18 protein-coding genes and 1 other annotated feature are annotated in these 17,871 nt (G+C 44.3%); of the genes, 3 read left to right on the top strand and 15 right to left on the bottom strand.

Translation table 11 applies throughout. The features are described 5' to 3' along the window. Positions 1 to 3 precede the first annotated feature (3 nt). Together rpmI and infC are read right to left on the bottom strand one after the other, a co-directional pair. Positions 4 to 204, bottom strand: a complete 201-nt coding sequence (gene rpmI / locus M1D69_RS06755) for a 50S ribosomal protein L35 (RefSeq protein WP_003222418.1) — start codon at positions 202 to 204, stop codon at positions 4 to 6. A 12-nt stretch (positions 205 to 216) separates the two neighbouring features. Then, positions 217 to 738, bottom strand: a complete 522-nt coding sequence (gene infC / locus M1D69_RS06750) for a translation initiation factor IF-3 (RefSeq protein WP_071543361.1) — start codon at positions 736 to 738, stop codon at positions 217 to 219. A 57-nt stretch (positions 739 to 795) separates the two neighbouring features. Further along, positions 796 to 926: a sequence feature (ribosomal protein L20 leader region), on the bottom strand. A 725-nt stretch (positions 927 to 1,651) separates the two neighbouring features. On the opposite strand from infC, the gene M1D69_RS06745 reads away from it, so the two are divergent. Then, entirely contained in the window at positions 1,652 to 2,302 is a 651-nt protein-coding gene (locus M1D69_RS06745) for a hypothetical protein (RefSeq protein WP_458104194.1), read from the top strand. 29 nt (positions 2,303 to 2,331) lie between these two features. Here M1D69_RS06745 and lrgB read toward each other — a convergent pair whose 3' ends face one another. The 4 genes from lrgB to lytS all read right to left on the bottom strand — a co-directional run bounded on the left by lrgB (position 2,332) and on the right by lytS (position 6,108). Then, on the bottom strand, positions 2,332 to 3,027 hold the full coding sequence (gene lrgB, locus M1D69_RS06740) for an antiholin-like protein LrgB (RefSeq protein WP_339233740.1): 696 nt from the start codon (positions 3,025 to 3,027) through the stop codon (positions 2,332 to 2,334). Between the two features lie 21 nt (positions 3,028 to 3,048). Then, positions 3,049 to 3,489 carry an antiholin-like murein hydrolase modulator LrgA gene (gene lrgA, locus M1D69_RS06735; protein WP_458104195.1) on the bottom strand — a complete coding sequence of 147 codons (441 nt, stop codon included), beginning with the start codon at positions 3,487 to 3,489 and terminating at the stop codon, positions 3,049 to 3,051. Positions 3,490 to 3,623: 134 nt separating this feature from the next. After that, positions 3,624 to 4,349: a LytR/AlgR family response regulator transcription factor gene (locus M1D69_RS06730; protein WP_458104196.1), complete on the bottom strand. Its 726-nt coding sequence runs from the start codon at positions 4,347 to 4,349 to the stop codon at positions 3,624 to 3,626. Beyond that, complete coding sequence (gene lytS / locus M1D69_RS06725) at positions 4,327 to 6,108, bottom strand: two-component system sensor histidine kinase LytS (RefSeq protein ID WP_458104197.1); 1,782 nt, start codon at positions 6,106 to 6,108, stop codon at positions 4,327 to 4,329. The genes M1D69_RS06730 and lytS overlap by 23 nt, the downstream gene beginning before the upstream one ends. Before the next feature lie 174 nt (positions 6,109 to 6,282). On the opposite strand from lytS, the gene M1D69_RS06720 reads away from it, so the two are divergent. After that, positions 6,283 to 7,068, top strand: a complete 786-nt coding sequence (locus M1D69_RS06720; RefSeq protein ID WP_458104198.1) for an HAD family hydrolase — start codon at positions 6,283 to 6,285, stop codon at positions 7,066 to 7,068. A gap of 39 nt (positions 7,069 to 7,107) precedes the next feature. Here the strand turns inward: M1D69_RS06720 and thrS are convergent, their stop codons facing one another. From thrS to M1D69_RS06675, 9 genes are all read right to left on the bottom strand, one after another. After that, a complete protein-coding gene (thrS, locus tag M1D69_RS06715) occupies positions 7,108 to 9,039 on the bottom strand; it encodes a threonine--tRNA ligase (protein WP_458104199.1) in 1,932 nt (643 codons plus the stop codon). A gap of 395 nt (positions 9,040 to 9,434) precedes the next feature. Further along, positions 9,435 to 10,280, bottom strand: coding sequence for a putative sporulation protein YtxC (ytxC, locus tag M1D69_RS06710; protein ID WP_458104200.1), 846 nt, complete (start codon positions 10,278 to 10,280; stop codon positions 9,435 to 9,437). Between the two features lie 78 nt (positions 10,281 to 10,358). Then, on the bottom strand, positions 10,359 to 11,000 hold the full coding sequence (locus tag M1D69_RS06705) for a TVP38/TMEM64 family protein (protein ID WP_044153927.1): 642 nt from the start codon (positions 10,998 to 11,000) through the stop codon (positions 10,359 to 10,361). 36 nt (positions 11,001 to 11,036) lie between these two features. Then, positions 11,037 to 11,969, bottom strand: a complete 933-nt coding sequence (dnaI, locus tag M1D69_RS06700) for a primosomal protein DnaI (protein WP_458104201.1) — start codon at positions 11,967 to 11,969, stop codon at positions 11,037 to 11,039. A gap of 27 nt (positions 11,970 to 11,996) precedes the next feature. Continuing rightward, positions 11,997 to 13,418: a replication initiation membrane attachment protein DnaB gene (gene dnaB / locus M1D69_RS06695; RefSeq protein WP_458104202.1), complete on the bottom strand. Its 1,422-nt coding sequence runs from the start codon at positions 13,416 to 13,418 to the stop codon at positions 11,997 to 11,999. Positions 13,419 to 13,531: 113 nt separating this feature from the next. Next, positions 13,532 to 13,990, bottom strand: coding sequence for a transcriptional regulator NrdR (gene nrdR, locus M1D69_RS06690; RefSeq protein WP_059335579.1), 459 nt, complete (start codon positions 13,988 to 13,990; stop codon positions 13,532 to 13,534). A 273-nt stretch (positions 13,991 to 14,263) separates the two neighbouring features. Next, on the bottom strand, positions 14,264 to 14,644 hold the full coding sequence (gene speD / locus M1D69_RS06685; RefSeq protein ID WP_003223584.1) for an adenosylmethionine decarboxylase: 381 nt from the start codon (positions 14,642 to 14,644) through the stop codon (positions 14,264 to 14,266). Between the two features lie 237 nt (positions 14,645 to 14,881). Next, positions 14,882 to 15,904 carry a glyceraldehyde-3-phosphate dehydrogenase gene (locus M1D69_RS06680; protein WP_059293437.1) on the bottom strand — a complete coding sequence of 341 codons (1,023 nt, stop codon included), beginning with the start codon at positions 15,902 to 15,904 and terminating at the stop codon, positions 14,882 to 14,884. Positions 15,905 to 16,110: 206 nt separating this feature from the next. Further along, entirely contained in the window at positions 16,111 to 16,491 is a 381-nt protein-coding gene (locus M1D69_RS06675; protein ID WP_024122445.1) for a winged helix-turn-helix transcriptional regulator, read from the bottom strand. A 183-nt stretch (positions 16,492 to 16,674) separates the two neighbouring features. Here M1D69_RS06675 and M1D69_RS06670 point away from each other — a divergent pair, with 183 nt between their 5' ends. Then, positions 16,675 to 17,865, top strand: a complete 1,191-nt coding sequence (locus M1D69_RS06670) for an MFS transporter (RefSeq protein ID WP_458104203.1) — start codon at positions 16,675 to 16,677, stop codon at positions 17,863 to 17,865. Positions 17,866 to 17,871: the final 6 nt, after the last annotated feature.

The raw sequence follows: 17,871 nt of genomic DNA, 5'->3' as shown, positions 1-17,871 counted from the left end.
CGATTACTTGATGTTAGCAAGCATTTGTTTGATACGTTTGAAGTCTCCTGCGCTTACAACAGCACTCTTGCGAAGCTTACGCTTTTGCTTTTGAGATTTGTTGGCGAATAAGTGACTTGTGTATGCATGAGAACGTTTTAACTTCCCAGAACCTGTCTTTTTAAAACGTTTAGCAGATCCGCGGTGAGTTTTCATTTTTGGCATGGGATTTCCTCCTTATTGCTTTTCGTTTTTCGGCGCGAGCATTAAGAACATGCTGCGGCCGTCCATTTTTGGTTTTGTTTCGACTGTCGCAACCTCAGCACATGCTTCAGAAAAACGGTCTAGTACACGCTGGCCGATTTCTTTATGAGTGATTGCGCGTCCTTTAAAGCGGATAGAAGCTTTCACTTTATCGCCTTTTTCAAGGAATTTAATCGCATTGCGCAACTTCGTGTTAAAGTCGTGCTCATCGATTGTCGGGCTTAATCTAACTTCTTTTAAGTTAATGATTTTTTGATTTTTGCGTGCTTCTTTGTCCTTTTTCTGCTGCTCGAATCTGAACTTTCCGTAGTCCATGATGCGGCAGACAGGCGGTTTTGCATTTGCTGCAACTAACACAAGGTCAAGATTTGCGCGGCCGGCTATTTCAAGTGCTTCCTGACGGGACTTGATTCCAAGCTGGTCGCCATTTTGTCCGATTAAGCGGACCTCACGTGCACGGATACCCTCATTAACCAATTGATCTTTGCTAATAATGAGCCACCTCCATAGTTTCTTCGAATTGATTCACAACTCTTTTGACTGCATTCTGCAGGCAAACAAAAAGTGCGGGCATTATAAAACACCCACACTACGAACATCTGTATCAATAAAAATGTACGGTCAACCTGCCAACTACATGAATGTGTCAATCAGGTGAGAAGCGGGTGCTTCTGCTTGTGATTTATATTCAATTCAATAACTATTCTACACAATGCCGGATGTTTAGTCAAGGAAGACTTATCCGGAACAACTTTCTCATTGTAACATGGGTTATTTATGAGTGCAAGAGAGAAAAAGAAAATCTTTTATCCTTATCCAGAATTGCAAGGTTCTGAACCCTCCAGCCAATCATGAAGGATTTTGTTAAACAGCATCGGCTGAGCCAGCGACGCTCCATGGCAGATCCCTGGAAACATAGCGTTCTTGAATTTTCATTCATCTTTGCGATTTCAGCTGCCGACGCTTTCATCACTTTTCTTTCTTTTTCCCCGTCTGTCAACAGCAGGATGGCACTGCTTTGTCTGAACGAATCGGGTATCGTGCATGTCATATTAGTATTTGATATAGCGTATCTGATTGACTGCTTTCTTTATAGTATGTTTCGACGAATTGGCTGGCATGAAGATAAAGCATTTTTGTCTGAGCCTGGAAAAGATCAAAACGGCGCCACAAATGTTAAAAATGGCTGATTTGTTCTTCCCCATCAAGCCGCTGACACCCACGCCATGAATAAAAATCAGAAGTTGCTGATGCTCTGCAACAGATTCTGTTATATGAAGATCCAATATACTCCCCATCCTTCTCCTTATTTCGCAGTTTACCAAAAACCACATATAGGAAAAAATGCAAAACAAAGTGAACCTCACACTAAAAAATCCGATATAAGAACGAGAAGGGAGTCTGACACATGAACAAACTGATACAGCTTACTCTATTTTTAACATTGATAGTAACCGGCTGCTCCAATAGCAACAGCATATCTTCAGAGCCAAAAGAAGAGACCGTTATCACAGCCGTAGCGTTTCATGAAAACAAGCTGGAGAAAGAGCTGAAAAACCTAAAACCCGTTTCATTGAAAATGGTGAATCCTCTCGCAACTGAATTAGGAAAGGCGAAGGAAGAAGCCGAGAAACAAAGGAAAATCGCTGCAGCGAAAAAACGTGAAAAAGAGCAGAGAGCGAAACGAAAAAAACAACAGGAGGAAGAAGCGGAACGGCAACGATTGGCACAGGCTGCAGCAGAGAGACAGCGATTAGCGGAAGCAGAAAGACAAGCTGAGCTTGAAAGGCAGCGTCAGGCAGCACTCCAAAAACAGCAGGAAGTGGACGCCGAAAAAGAACGGCAAGCGCAGGCACAGCGTCAGCAGAATGAGGCATCCTCATCTAACAGCCAAAATGCGCCATCTTCCCCGAGCCAGACAGATGATGCCATTCAACAGCCGGCTTCAGAGCTTCCTGATGACGACGGCTATGGTTATGAAGAACGAAAAAAGTGGCATGACGATCAAGTGGAATGGGGCATTAAACAAGGATATATCGACCCGGAAGAAGCACCATAAAATAGAAAAAGCCAAGGTTCAACCTTGGCTTAACCTCCGATCAGCTGCACGAACACAGGAATGACCAGAACCGTTACGACCCCGACAACGACAACAGCGATACTTGCCATCGCGGCTTCGACTTCACCCATCTCGATCCCGACAGCTACACCGAGTGCGTGTCCGGACGTTCCGAGAGCCAACCCTTTCGAAATGGGATTCTTCACTTTAAATACTTTTAAGAACAGAGCGCCGAGCGCATACACAATGACGGCGTTAAAGATAACAGCAAAAGCTGTGATATCGCTGATGCCGCCAATATCTTTTGATAAAGGCAGCGCAATCGCCGTTGTTGCCGCCTGCGGAAGCATACTTTTCATAACAGCCTCATCAAGGTGAATCCCTTTTGCAAGCAAATAGACAATCGTGACAGAGCAGATAGAGCCTGCGATAATAGAGGACATAATTTGCCACCAGTATTTTTTCAGTTTATCTCTTTGTTTGTACAATGGTATGGCAAAGGCAATCGTCGCGGGTTCCAGGAAAAACTTAATGATTTCTCCCCCGTTATTATAGTCAGCGTAGGAGAAACCGCCGATTTTTAAAAATGCAATCCCTAGTACCATCGCAACAAACAATGGAGTGAAAAGGAAGAACCCTTTTGTTTTTTTAAATAAAAAGGTGCCGATGCCGAAAGCGGCCAGTGATACGACAATTCCGAAATATGGACTCATTGTGCTTTCCATTTCATGAACCTCCTGCTTCTCTTAATGATGAACAAGTTCGTTTTTCTTCTGCGGGGGCTGTACTGTTTTTGCTTTTATGTCATCAGCAGTCTTGCGTTTTCCGCTCAGTGTAAGAATAAGCTGAGAAAACAATCCTGTTGCCCCCAATAAAATAATCGTTGCGAGAAGAATGACAAGGACGATTTGCAGGCCGTATTGCTGCATCACACCGAGAGAATTCATAACAGATATACCTGATGGAACAAATAAAAATCCGATCAATGAGGTTAAAGACGATCCGAGCGTTTCTACTTGTTCCAGTTTAATCACTTTCAAACATAATAGGAGAAATAATAAGACCAAACCTACAACCGACGCTGGTATAGGAATTGGGACAAAAGCGGCAATCATATTGGAAACCAGCATAATGACGGCAAAAATAAATGCTTGTGTTAAAAATCCGTACACTTTTTTAGCACTCATTTTCTTCACCTCTTTCTCTTTTGTACCCTCATTATAAATAAGAATCCCTCTCTATTAAGCGCTTACATGATAACTTGCCGAATATTAAAGGTGAGTTGCAGCATAAAAAGGATGAAATACAAAAAGCCGCCCCGTCAAATATGGAGCAGCTTTTTTAATTCCTTGGCATATGTCCGGCTGACCGGTATTTTCGATCCGTCTTTCATGATCAGATTATAGGTGGAATTAAACCATGGCTGGATCTCTTTGATGTACTCGGTATTAACGACAAAGCTTCGATGGACGCGGAGAAAATCAGTTTCCGGAAGCTTTTTTTCAATGACAACGAGCGTATCATTGACTGAATAAGATGCATCAAAGGTTTTTACATGGACATGCCCGTCTTCGGTTCCCGCAAAGATTATATCCTTCGTATCCACAATCACAATCGATTCGCCGACAGATAAGGCTAGTTTATGCTGGCTGGCATGGCTGATCTGTTCTGGTTCATCAATCTCCCGCTTTACCTTTTTATACTTTTTCATTGTTTGCCTAACCCTTTCTTCATCGAAAGGTTTGGTTAAGTAATCAAGAGCGTCCACTTCAAAAGCTTTAAGTGCATACTGGTCATAAGCCGTCGCAAACACAATAGCCGGGGGATTCTTCATATTCTTCAATCGTTTTGCGATATCAAAACCATTCTCTCCGGATAAGTCAACGTCTAAAAACAGCAAATCAGGCTTTTGATCCATCATTTGGTCAAACGCTGATTCAATATTTTCCGCTTCATTGATTTCTAATTCCTCATTTGTCCTTTTGAGTAAATAAGCCAGTTCATCTCTTGCCAGAATCTCATCATCAACTATTAACGCCCTGAGCATGTTCTTCTCCCTCTTTCATTTGCTGCATAGGTACTTGAAAGGAAACCTCTGTCCCTTTATGTACCTCACTCTTGATATGTAATGCAGCCTGCTGGCCGAATAAACCGATCAGCCGCTGATTCAGATTATAAAGCGCAGTCCCTGTTCCTTCCTTAGAAGGCAGCGGTTTATTCCCCAGTTCCGGCAAGACGTCCGGCGGAATTCCGCGTCCATTGTCCGTGACCTTCATATAGACGGATGACTCAACAGATAAGACACAAACCGTTACCTTGCACATGTCTTGTTTTTTTGGAAATGCGTGCCGTAATGCGTTTTCAACAAGCACCTGCAAGACAAACGGAGGAATCTCAATTTGTTCCAGCCTGCTGTCAATATCAAACTCAATCTTATATTTCCCGGGAAAACGCGCCTGTTCTAATGACAGATAGGCTTGAAGATGGTTCAGCTCCTTTGAAAGCGGGATCAGCAGCTGCCTTGCTCCCTGGAGATTAGAACGAAAGTACACGCTAAGCTGCAGCAAAAGCTTACGGGTTTTTTCAACATCTGTCCGGCATAAAGCAGAAATCGTATTGATGGCATTAAATAAAAAATGCGGGTTAACCTGTGCTTGAAGCGCTTTGATTTCCGCATCCTTCAGAAGCTTGCTTTGCAGCTCGGCTTCACCGAGCTCAAGCTGTGTCGAAAACAGCATGGCCAGCCCCTCGGCAAGCTCCTCCTCTACCTGACTGAGACCGGCCGGGCTTTTAAAATACATTTTTAACGTTCCGATTGTGTTGCCATTTGATGTCAAAGGCAGTACAATCGCCGCGTGCAAAGGGCATTCCGAATGGGTGCATTCAATCTCTTCCTGTGAAGTAGCCTTCATGATACGCCCTGTTTTAATTACCTTTTTAGACAGGCCTGTGATCAGGCTTTTAGATGGGATATGATGGTCCATTCCCGCGCCGACATGCGCAAGTATTTTCTCATTGTCCGTCAGAGATACCGCATCCGTTCCGGTCATCTTATGGATGATGGCCGCTACACTTTTACAAGAGCTTTCATTTAACCCTTGACGGAAAAAAGGAAGCGTCTGATCGGCAATGGTCAGCACCCTGTGCGTTTCAAGCGCCCTTGCCTGTTCTTCCTTGCGAATAATGGCTTGAATAATCGACAGGAAAATAAAGCTGCCTGTTCCGTTAATGAGGATCATCGGAATCCCGATCATGCTGACAAGCTCCCAAGCGTCATTGAAAGGCTTTGCCATCAGCAAAATAATAACCATTTGCAAGGTCTCCATACCGATCCCGACGAGGGCTGCGATACGCGGTGTCGGCATTCGATAGCGCTTCGTAAAATACCTGCCGATCCATCCCGCTAGAAACCCTGCTAAAACGGATGAGACCGCACAGCTTAAAGCCGTGCTGCCGCCGAGCGAAAAACGATGAAGGCCTGCTAATAAACCGATTCCCGCTCCTACAAACGGCCCGCCTAAAAGCCCGCCTATTTCTACGCCCAAAATACGGGTATTCGCAATAGAGCCCGACGGATCTATTGTAAACACCCAATCATTATTCACAATCATATGTTTTTGAATTTCGATGCCGGTATAATTGCTGATGATGCTGAAAAGAGAAAAAATAGAAATCAATACGGCTTTTCCTTTGTAGCCCTCCGGATTTTGAAGAGCCTGTCTGAAAAGTTTAGTGTGGGCCAGAATAAATCCCAATATAACAATAATCCCTACCCTTTCCAGCATCATGATCATTAATTGAATCATCTGTGTCACCTGTTCTTTCCCATTTCATTTTATCATTTTTTTCGGTAAACCGTTTCACGGCTGACTGTTTTTTTAAAATCATCTGAAAACATATTTCACAAGGCTTTTATCTATTGTAGAATAAACATGAGCCTATTGGCAGAAAGAATTGAATCTGAAGCAGAGGAGAAGATCATGAAAGCCGTATTTTTTGATTTAGACGATACACTACTTTGGGATGAGAAAAGCGTCAGAACAACATTTGCAGAAACATGTTTACAGGCCGAGAAAAAATATGGCCTTGACCCTAAGGAATTCGAAGCAGCTGTTCGGGAAGCGGCGAGAGAATTGTATATGTCTTACGAGACATACTCTTATACGGTGATGATCGGCATTAACCCATTTGAAGGGCTGTGGTCGAATTTCTCCGAGCCGATCAGTGAAGGATTTCAGAAGCTGAATAAGATTGTGCCGGAGTACAGACGAAACGCATGGACAAACGGCCTGAAAACGCTTGGTGTCGACGATCCGGCATATGGTGAATATTTGGGAGAGTTTTTTGCAGCGGAACGCCGAAAACGCCCGTTTGTTTACGATGAAACATTTGATGTGCTTGATCAATTAAAAGGAAAGTACGAGTTGCTGCTTTTGACTAACGGAGATCCGAGTCTGCAAAAGGAGAAGCTCGCCGGCGTGCCTGAGCTCGCCCCTTATTTCAATGAAATTGTCATCTCAGGCGCTTTTGGCAAAGGGAAACCCGATGCTTCTATTTTCGAGCATTGCCTGCAGCTGATGAAGATCCAGAAAGAGGATGCCATCATGGTCGGCGATAACCCGAATACAGACATTTTAGGCGCTGCCAGAGCCGGTATCAAAACCGTTTGGATCAACCGGACGGATAAGAAAAATGAAACAGAAGTGACGCCTGATCACATCATCAGCAGCCTTCATGATTTGTTTCCTATTTTAGAACATAAATAAAAAAGCATGATCTCTTTCATGAGATCATGCTTTTTTGTATTATTTCTTCGCCTCAGCTACGGCCTTTTTCACAAAATCATCAAGTGAAATGGTTTCAGACTCCTGCTCTCCGTATTTACGGACGTTTACCGCACCGTTTTCTGCTTCTTGGTCACCGACCACAAGCATGTACGGAATTTTTTGCATTTGCGCTTCGCGGATTTTGTAGCCGATTTTTTCATCACGGCTGTCGACTTCTACACGCAGGCCTTCACGCTGGAGGCGCTCTTGTACTTGCTTCGCATAATCCAAATGCACAGCCGGAGAAACCGGGATGACTTGGAACTGAACCGGTGCAAGCCATGTTGGAAGTGCGCCTTTATGCTCTTCGATTAAGAATGCAACAAAGCGTTCCATTGTTGATACCACACCTCTGTGAATAACAACCGGACGATGCTGCTTGCCGTCTTCACCGATATATGTCAGATCGAAGCGTTCAGGCAGCAAGAAGTCCAGCTGAACAGTAGACAATGTTTCTTCCTTGCCGATCGCTGTTTTCACCTGAACATCAAGTTTAGGGCCGTAGAATGCCGCTTCACCTTCTGCTTCGTAATAGTCGTGGCCGATTTCGTCCATTGCAGATTTCAGCATGGATTGCGCTTTGTTCCACATTTCATCGTCATCAAAGTATTTCTCTGTGTCTTCCGGATCACGGTAAGACAGACGGAATGTGTAATCACTTAAACCGAAATCTTCATATACATCCTGGATTAAACGGACTGTACGGATAAACTCATCCTTAATTTGATCCGGGCGCACAAAGATGTGTGCATCATTCAGTGTCATGCCGCGTACGCGCTGAAGCCCTGACAGCGCACCTGACATTTCATAGCGGTGCATCGTTCCCAGCTCCGCAATACGGATTGGAAGTTCGCGGTAGCTGTGAATGTCTTGTTTGTAAATCATCATATGGTGCGGGCAGTTCATTGGACGCAATACAAGTGTTTCGTTGTCCATTTCCATCGGAGGGAACATGCCTTCTTGATAATGATCCCAGTGTCCTGATGTTTCATACAGCTCTTTGCTTCCAAGCACTGGTGTATAGACGTGTTCATAGCCGAGGCTGATTTCTTTATCGACAATGTAGCGTTCGATCGTGCGGCGGATTGTCGCGCCTTTTGGCAGCCAAAGCGGCAGACCTTGTCCGACTTTTTGAGAATTCGCAAACAGCTTTAATTCTTTGCCGAGTTTTCTGTGGTCACGCTCTTTTGCTTCTTCAAGCATGCGAAGATGCTCGTCAAGATCAGCTTTTTTGAAGAAAGCTGTTCCGTATACACGCTGAAGCATTTGATTATTGCTGTCACCGCGCCAATATGCACCTGCAAGGCTTAACAGCTTAAACTCTTTAATTTTTCCTGTTGATGGAACGTGTACGCCGCGGCACAGGTCAAAGAATTCGCCCTGCTCGTAAATCGATACGGTTTCTCCCTCAGGAATCGCATCCAGCAGTTCCAGCTTCAGGTCATCGCCGATTTCCGCAAAGCGGGCTTTCGCTTCTTCACGGCTGACTTCTTTTCGAACGATCGGAAGGTTCGCATTGACGATTTTTTTCATTTCTTTCTCGATTTTCGGCAGATCCTCCGGCGTAATCGCTTCTTCCATTTCTACATCATAGTAAAAACCGTTTTCGATAACAGGACCGACACCGAATTTCACGTCTTTGTAAATGCGTTTAATCGCTTGTGCCAGCAAGTGAGCCGTACTGTGGCGCATAATCTCAAGACCCTCTTCTGATCCTTCAGTAATGATTTCCACAGTGCCGTCTTCGTTGATCGGCGTTTTCAAATCGATTTCTTTTCCGTTCAGTTTTCCGGCTAATGATTTCTTTTTTAATCCCGGACTGATGGATGCCGCGATATCTTCTGTTGTTGTTCCTTTCGCAAACTCTTTGACTGCTCCATCAGGAAATGTGATTTTTACCATATCTGACATCATTGTCACTCCTTTTTTTGCATATAAAAACCCCGCCCCTATGAAAGGGACGAGGTTGAATAAACGGAATCGTGGTTCCACCCTTTTTTCCGCAAGCCAATACACCGGCATCTGCGGCTCTAAACTCTGTAACGGGAGTTCCCGTCAGCTATTACTGTTCCTTATAAAGGGGTTCACAGCTGAAGTTCAAAGGCGGTAAAGCGAATGGTCCTTAGCTGGGAAGCTTGCAGCCGTGACTTCCCTCTCTTTAAGCCGGTATCATTCCTTCATGTCCTTATCAGTACGTGTGTCAATCTTAATCTCCTATGTATTATAAATTGTTCGTTCCAAAAAATCAACACGATTGTATTTCCTTTTTTTCAAGCGGCAGCCTTATGTTTACAGGCTGCCGGCACTTATCCCTCTGAGTGCTTGACCGGTGTTTCAGCGTTTGAAAACGCCTGAAGCGGAAGCATTTGCACACGCTCTTGAAATACGTTTTGAATCGTCCTTACCATCATATGCTCGGGCTGGTCTGTATAGAGAATCACCTCATCAGGCGCGATGGAGATCAGCGGCGCAAGCAAATGGGAGTCAATGTACATGGGATGATCCCGGACAAATCGCCTGTCTATGTATTTCATTTTTTCCCGCTCCGGCACATAGCGCATCTCCCACAGTGTAAATGAACCATCATGGACAATGTGCACCTTTTTGATTCGCGGCGGTTTAGCCATTACATAGTCTCTGAGTGTCTGAATAAAGTTTTGGTACTCCTGCTCCATCTTATATTCGTCTATTGCCGCTTCCACAGTTTCTCTAAGCTGTTCGTAGTACTGTCCAAGGCGAAAGGTTTGAAAGGAACGAATTGAAAATACCCCGTCCTCTAAACAAATCGTTTGGAGCTCATCTAAAATACACTGCTTGCGCGGCGGCTTCATCGGTTCAAACGGAAGAACATCAGCTTCTCCTTCTATAATACTGTGTGCGAGCTGAAGGATTTGCTGCTGTTCATCCTGGTCCGTGAAACAATACGTCTCTTCAATCAACGACAGCATATGCTCGTCTTCTTTGCAATCTAAAAAAAACTTGACCAGAATCGGCTCCATAAAACCCTGAATAGAGAAAGCCGGCTCAGCTTTTTCAATCCCGATTTTTCGTATGCCTTCACGGACAATGATGTTTTTCCGATCGTCCGAATGCTGAATGAGATGTAAAAAAGCGGCTGTATCATGGTCATCTTCAAAGATTATTTCAAGCATGTTTGTCCCCCCTTACGGCATCTGTTACAAGTATATGGGGGATGTTTTTAAAATAGACGTAAAGGTCACCGGCAAATCTTAATTTGATTCTTGAAACAAGCTTTGCATTTTCTTTCTGAAGATAAATGGCAGCGCCATAAAAATGATATAAAATCCGAGGACCAAAAAGAAGGCGGGCAAATTGCCCGTGAAAAAGCTTGCTCCCAGCACGTTCAGTGCAACGGTCCCAGGGATGATTCCCGCAGCCGTCGCCGCAAAATATGGGAGCGGCTTGACATTAGAAAGCCCTGCCGCATAGCTGACGAAGTCAAAATTAATCGGAAGGATCCGCAGAAGAAAGATATAGAAAAAACCGTTTTCTTCCATCTGTTTCTGGATGTTTTCCAGCCTTTCGTGATGGCTGTTGGTTTTTGCCGCAAACAGACCGGCTGCAAAAAATGAGACAGCCGAAGCGCACATCGACCCAAATAGTGTGTAAAGCGTGCCGAGAATCGGGCCAAAGGCCAGACCGCCCGCAATAGAAATAACTGATACCGGAAATAATACAAGCGGCCTGACGATCGATATCCCGATAAAGATAAGCGGCGCAAAGATGCCGAATGATAAAACCCATATCCGGATTTCTTTCGGAGATAGATTTAAATACCTTTTATTTGCCCAAAAAATCAAGCCTGCTCCCGCAAGCACTGCCAGCCATTTAACAGCCGTTTTAAGTTTCATACCCTCAGTTCCTTCCCCTTTGAACCGCAGCGGTTATTAATGGCGGCGGTTTTCTCCGTCAAGACGGATAGGAGCAGCCAGATATAAAATCCGCTCCATTAATCTTGCCGCTTTCACTTCTTCCTTTTCTCCCCTTTGGGAATACGTAAAATGATGCTTCAGTTCATCAGGCGAGAAATTAGAAGAGAAGAAAGTCGGCAGCTGCTGGGACATTCTGTGCTGAAGCACTGTCCCGATGACTTCATCCCTGACCCAGCTCGTCATCGATTCCGCTCCGATGTCGTCGAGCATCAATACAGGCGTTGTTTTTACCATGTTCAGCTTTTCTTCCAACGAATGATCTTGAAGCGAATTTTTCAGCTCTCTGACAAATTCGGGCACATAGACGATCATGGAGGAATACTCTTTTTCCGCCAGCTCATTGGCAATAGCGGCGAGCATAAAGGTTTTTCCTACACCGAACTTGCCGTACAAATATAATCCTTTCCCTTTTCCCGTCTCATTATAGCTTTTCAGAAAATCCGTGACATGCTGGAACATTGCAAGTCTGCTCGGATCATTAATATCGACCTGCTGGAACGTCGCTCCGAGAAGATCCTGCTGAATATACATGCTTTTCATGAGAGACTTCTGTTTTTTCTGCTGATCGAGCTTTCGTTTGACCGGACATTCGTAATACTCGATATCAATAGAGCGGCCGGTCATTACAAGCTTCGGATGGTAGCCCTCCAACAGATTATTGCTGCTTTCGTCTTCTGAACAATAAGAGCAGTGCTTGCTCTGTCCAATATATTCATAAAGCTTATTTAAGCTTCTTTCAATCATTTTTTGATCGATGACGTTTTCATTTTCCTTTAAAAATGCCTGAACGTCTTGATCCTTCATCACTTTTTCCTTCATTTGTTCAAGACGCTTTTGGAAATCCGGTCTGCCGGTTACGCCCTGCAGGGAACGGCTGATTGGTTCCATGTATTACTTCACCCCGCATCTCTGCTCTTAATAGGCAGAGTATTTTTTCAGTTTTTTCATTTCTTCCATCATCTTTTTCTTCTGTTCTTCCAAGTCCTGTTCATGCAGCATTTGCTGTCCGGTTTCAGAATCGGACGCCGTTTTCTTTTCTTTCATCCAGTCAGGAAGTTTTTCTTCGCGAATCACTTTTTGATTTCGTTTAGAAGATTGGCTCGTTTTCCCTTCAGCCCATTCGAGATACTGGCGGTTTTCTTCTATGGCAAGCTTCATCGCTTCTCTGACCGTTTTGACTTTTTTGCGCGCCCAATGGGAGGCAATTTTTTGTATATAGTTTTTCGACAGCTTCATGTCGGTTTTCAGCATGACGTAATAAATCAATACATTTGTGACGCCTGGCTCCAGCTTCTGTTCAAACATAATCTCTTCTATAATTTTTAGATCTGCTTTTGAGGGTTCGGTTCCGTCCGCGATATCCTGAAGAAGCTTTTTCGGTGAGATGACCTCCAGCAATGCGATCAGCTCACTATCCAGCGAATCCTCTTCTGCCGCTTTTCCGCCTTCACGCAGATGTACCGGCTGTGTTTTCTCCACTAAGTCCGGCAGCTGTCCGTTCCTCTCAATTTGGTACCAGTCGCTTGCCGCTTTTCTTAAAGCTTCTGTGGTAATCACTTCATGCTCATCGATCGCGCTCATGACGACGTTTTGCATCTGCAAAGGATCAATGCCATACAAATAAGAAAGCTTTTTAATCGTTTCCCGCACCTGCTGCGTCATTGCTTTTCTTGGAATCATCGTCTCCGAAAGCCCCGCTAAAAACAAATCAAAATCGAACACATCCTCTGTAACGGTATAGGACGGAGCCTGTCCGACAGTTGTATACTCCCTTCCCGTCGCAAGTCTCACCGTTTCCTCCATATCGGATGTGAGGTTCCATTCACTCGGCTGCAGTGATTCAAACGCATGATTAAACGGCCTTGTAATGTCTTTGGCGTCTTCTGAAATCGCCGGATGCGTAAAAAATTGTTTTAACTGCTGATATTTTGTTTTTCCGACTCTGTTATACAGAAAAACGTTCAGCATGCCGTCTTCGAAAAATTCATTCGGCCGCAGCGGCGGCAGCAGTTCATATATAAAGAGGCGCTCCTGCCGCTCGGATTCTTTCATATAGACTTTTAGCAATCCGATGCCCTCGAGCTTTCCCTGTTCCTGATGGATCGTTTTCAAATTGGACTGGGTCATTCCCATCAGCTGTCTATGTGTGGATTCTCCGCCCCACAGACGGTTTTGTTCAAGTTCTCCCCACAATGTCATATAAAGAGAGAATGCAACAGGGCCGATTAAGGGCTGGTACAGTTGTGTAATAATTTGTCTGTCAATATCCTGCAGCATTGATTTGCTCTTCACCACATAAGGGTCTACAGGCAGTACATCTTTCCAATAGTCAGCCATACATTCTCAAACCTTCCGATTATGTTTCTACCTCTCATTTTACACCGTTTCGAATATCTATCAAATGCCAATTTTGCACATGAGAAAAGAGCTAGAAGAATCCTTTTAGCTCTTTAACGCTCTTTCTTTATTAAATCTTTTAATTCATCGATAAAGACATTAATATCTTTAAACTGCCTATAGACGGACGCGAACCGCACGTATGCGACTTCATCAACCTTAGCCAGGCGGTCCATGACCATTTCTCCGACGAACTCGCTTTTCACTTCGGAACAGCCTTGATTGCGCAGTTCTTTTTCAATGTCAAAACACATATCTTCCAGCGTTTTGAGTGAAACAGGCCTTTTTTCACACGCTTTAATAAGGCCGCGCAGCATTTTTTCCCTGCTGAATTCCTCTCGCACGCCTTCTTTTTTTACAACGATGAGCGGGGTTTCCTCCACTTTCTCAAAGGTAGTAAAGCGGTAATGGCAGGCTTCGCATTCCCGTCTTCTGCGAATGGATTTTCCGTCATCCACAGGCCGTGAATCGAGGACTCGCGTTCCGTTATGATGGCATGAAGGACATTTCAATAAAATCAGCTCCCAACTATTTCGTTCCCTGCAATGTATATTCGGCAGCCTCCGGCTATAAAGTGATGTGACAGGCATCTGTCGGGAGAGCCGTTGTTTAGGCTGTGTCTCACAGCATCAGGCGGTTTATGACATATCTCTTTCTTATTTTACAAAAAAAACGGAAAAAGAAAAAGCTAGCCGCCCCTGTTTGTTCATAAAAATAAAAGGAGCATAAGCTAAAAAGCGCGTAACGGCTTTCTAGCTCCAGCTCCCTTTGTGTTCGTGTTTACTTTATAGTACTTTCGCTTGCGCCTGCTTAATCTGCACAGGCCCCATTCCTCTTGGTATTTCAATGTTTTCTCTTGTATCAGCATGTAATGCCTCTGCAATGTAGTCAGCAGCGACATTAGGATCTAAGTCTCCACAAGTATAAACATCAATGCTTGCATATCCGTGCTCAGGAAAACTGTGAATCGTTAAATGTGATTCAGAAATAATAACGACTCCGCTTACGCCCTGCGGTGCAAATTTGTGAAATGCAACCTCGCGCACCTCAGCTCCTGATTTTAAAGCAGCATTTACAAACGTTTTTTCAATAAAATCCATGTCATTCAGCTTATCAAAATCGCATCCCCATAGCTCGGAGATAACGTGACGCCCCATTGTTTCCATAGTCATGGACCCCCCTTAACAAGAATTAAAAAGTGAAGTTCCAACAACTGGGTCGGCTATTTACCACGGGGGAAAGTTAGTCCGGAGAGGTCCTAACCCTTTAAGTAATCCCGAAACAGTCTCAAGCAAGAAGTTCACGAAAAATAGTATACTGTGTTTAAGTCTAATTTGCAAGAAGCGTTTTTTCAGAAATATGCTGTTAAGGGTTTTTTCTTAAATTGTGTCCATGACCTTATTCTATACAGCAGATGGATGTTTCATTCGTGCCGCCACATGGCGGATGAGATCAACTACTCTGCATGAGTAGCCCCATTCATTGTCATACCATGCGAGAACCTTTACTTTCCTGTCTTCCATCACCATTGTCGTAAGCCCGTCAATAACCGCCGAATGCGGATTCGTATTATAATCTGTCGACACGAGCGGTTCATCCGAATAATCAAGCACTCCGTACATTGACGTTTTGGCAGCCTGTTTGAATGCTTCGTTTACCTCTTCTGCCGTTACATCCGTTTTCAAGTCGACAACAAGATCAACTAATGAGACGTTCGGTACGGGCACACGCAATGCGAGACCGTGAAGCTTTCCTTTCAGGTGAGGCAGAACAAGCGAAAGCGCCTTTGCCGCTCCTGTTGTCGTCGGAATGATGGATTCACCGCATGCCCGGGCGCGGCGCAAATCTTTGTGCGGATTATCAATATTTTTTTGATCATTCGTATAAGCGTGCACTGTCGTCATTAGACCGCTCTCAATGCCAAATTCATCATCAAGCACTTTCACAACCGGTGCAAGGCAATTTGTCGTGCATGACGCATTTGAAATAATCACGTGGCGTTCAGCATCAAATTGGTCTTCATTAACACCCATCACAATGGTAACGTCTTCATTTTTCCCCGGAGCGGTCAGAATGACTTTTTTCGCGCCCGCTTCAATATGTCCCATCGCTTTTTCTTTTGAATTAAACTTCCCTGTTGCTTCAACGACAATGTCAATATCATATTCCCGCCAAGGCAGCTGTTGCGGATCACGGCTGTTTAACAAGAGTACTTTTTTTCCATTCACAATCAGGCTGTCTTCTCCAGCCTCAACCTCTTTGTCGTACCGTCCGTGATTTGTGTCATACTTTATTAAATGAGCCAGCGTTTCAGCCGAATAGCTGGCGTTAATAGCCACTACTTGAATTTGATCGTCTAACATTGCTTTTCTAAAGACCATTCTTCCGATTCTTCCAAACCCGTTTATCGCCACTTTTACCTTCACGTTGGTCACCCCTCATCAATTATGTCATTCTAAATTGTTGTCATCTGAAATTAGTATAACACATTAAAAAGAATTCGCCAGTACATATTGATAAAAATCAGCGATTATAACGCTAATTTATGATGTATCATACGTTTTCTTGCACACAATATGAGGATAAAGAATCAAAAAAGCAGCCAGCGCTGCGCACTGCCTGCTTTATTTTCTTATGATTCCTGTTTCAATTTATCATTGAGCACACTTTCTTCTAATACAGAGAAAGTATCGCCGTATACCTTGTTGATATGATTCGCTCCCCAATCGCAGAGCATATCTAAAATGCCTTCTAAGCTGCGGCCGTATTCACTCAGTTCGTATTCCACTTTAGGAGGAACCTGATTGTACACGATACGGTTAATGACACCGTCAGCTTCCAACTCGCGCAGCTGCTGGGTCAGCATTTTTTGAGTGATATTCGGCATTAAACGCTTTAACTCACTTGTTCGTTTTTTTCCGTGTGTCAGGTGGCATAAAATCACGCATTTCCATTTCCCGCCTATTACTTCAAGAGTCGCTTCAACTGAAATGTTATATTTTTTCTTCTCCATGCGGTTCACTCTCCTTACAGGCACCAAAAAGTGTCTATAGCACTTAAAAGTACGTACTTTTCTTTTTTGATGATATCTTTCATAATCACATTTGCCGGCTGAATTGAATCTGCTCTTTTATTTATATAGCTTGTTCGGCAGAATTTCAATCATACAACACATAACAGAAAAGGAGGATCTTGAATGACTTCAGCCAATAAAAGCAGCATTCCTGCACTTCTGGCACTCGCCATTAGTGCATTCGCGATAGGGACAACCGAATTTATCAGCGTCGGCCTTTTGCCGTTAATATCTGATGATTTACACATTCCTGTAACAACAGCGGGATTGACCGTTTCGCTATACGCACTGGGTGTTACGTTCGGCGCGCCTATTTTAACGTCATTGACCTCAAGCATGTCACGAAAGACGCTATTGCTTTGGATCATGATCATTTTTATCGCCGGGAATACGATGGCCGCGTCGGCCTCAAGCATCGGGATTCTTTTAGCAGCACGTGTGATATCCGCTTTTTCACACGGTGTGTTTATGTCGATCGGCTCGACGATCGCAGCTGATCTTGTCCCTGAAAATAAAAGGGCGAGTGCGATTTCCATTATGTTTACAGGACTCACCGTCGCAACAGTAACCGGAGTTCCTTTCGGCACGTTTATCGGCCAGCAGCTCGGCTGGCGGTTTGCCTTTATGGTTATTATCGCCGTCGGCATTATCGCTGTCATTGCAAATGGCATTCTTGTCCCTTCCAATTTACGAAAAGGGACGAAAACAACGATGCGGGACCAATTGAAGCTTGTGACAAACGGCCGTTTACTGCTTTTATTTGTCATAACAGCTTTAGGCTACGGAGGAACATTTGTTGTGTTCACTTACCTGTCTCCCCTGCTTCAGGAAGTGACGGGCTTTAAAGCCGGCACTGTAGCCATTATCCTGCTCGTATACGGAATTGCCATTGCCATCGGCAATATGATTGGCGGAAAACTGTCCAATCGAAATCCGATCGCCGCGCTGTTTTATATGTTTATCGTACAGGCGCTCGTCCTGTTTACGTTAACATTTACGGCTCCTTATAAAATTGCCGGCCTCATTACGATTCTCTTTATGGGCTTGCTGGCCTTTATGAATGTGCCCGGCCTGCAAGTATATGTCGTCATGCTGGCTGAACGTTTTGTACCGAGCGCAGTAGACGTAGCATCCGCGATTAATATTGCAGCATTTAACGCAGGAATTGCCCTAGGATCTTTTTTGGGAGGCTTGATTACCGATTCCATCGGACTGATTCATACCGCGTGGATTGGAGCTTTAATGGTAGCTGGAGCCGTCATCTTAACAGGCTGGAGCCGCCTTCTGGAAAAACAGGATCGGCAGGCAGCCTAACATTTC

This window comes from Bacillus sp. PK3-037 (assembly GCF_054161355.1).
Note: the sequence above shows the minus strand (reverse complement) of the source record. Positions and strands in the feature narration are given on the sequence as shown.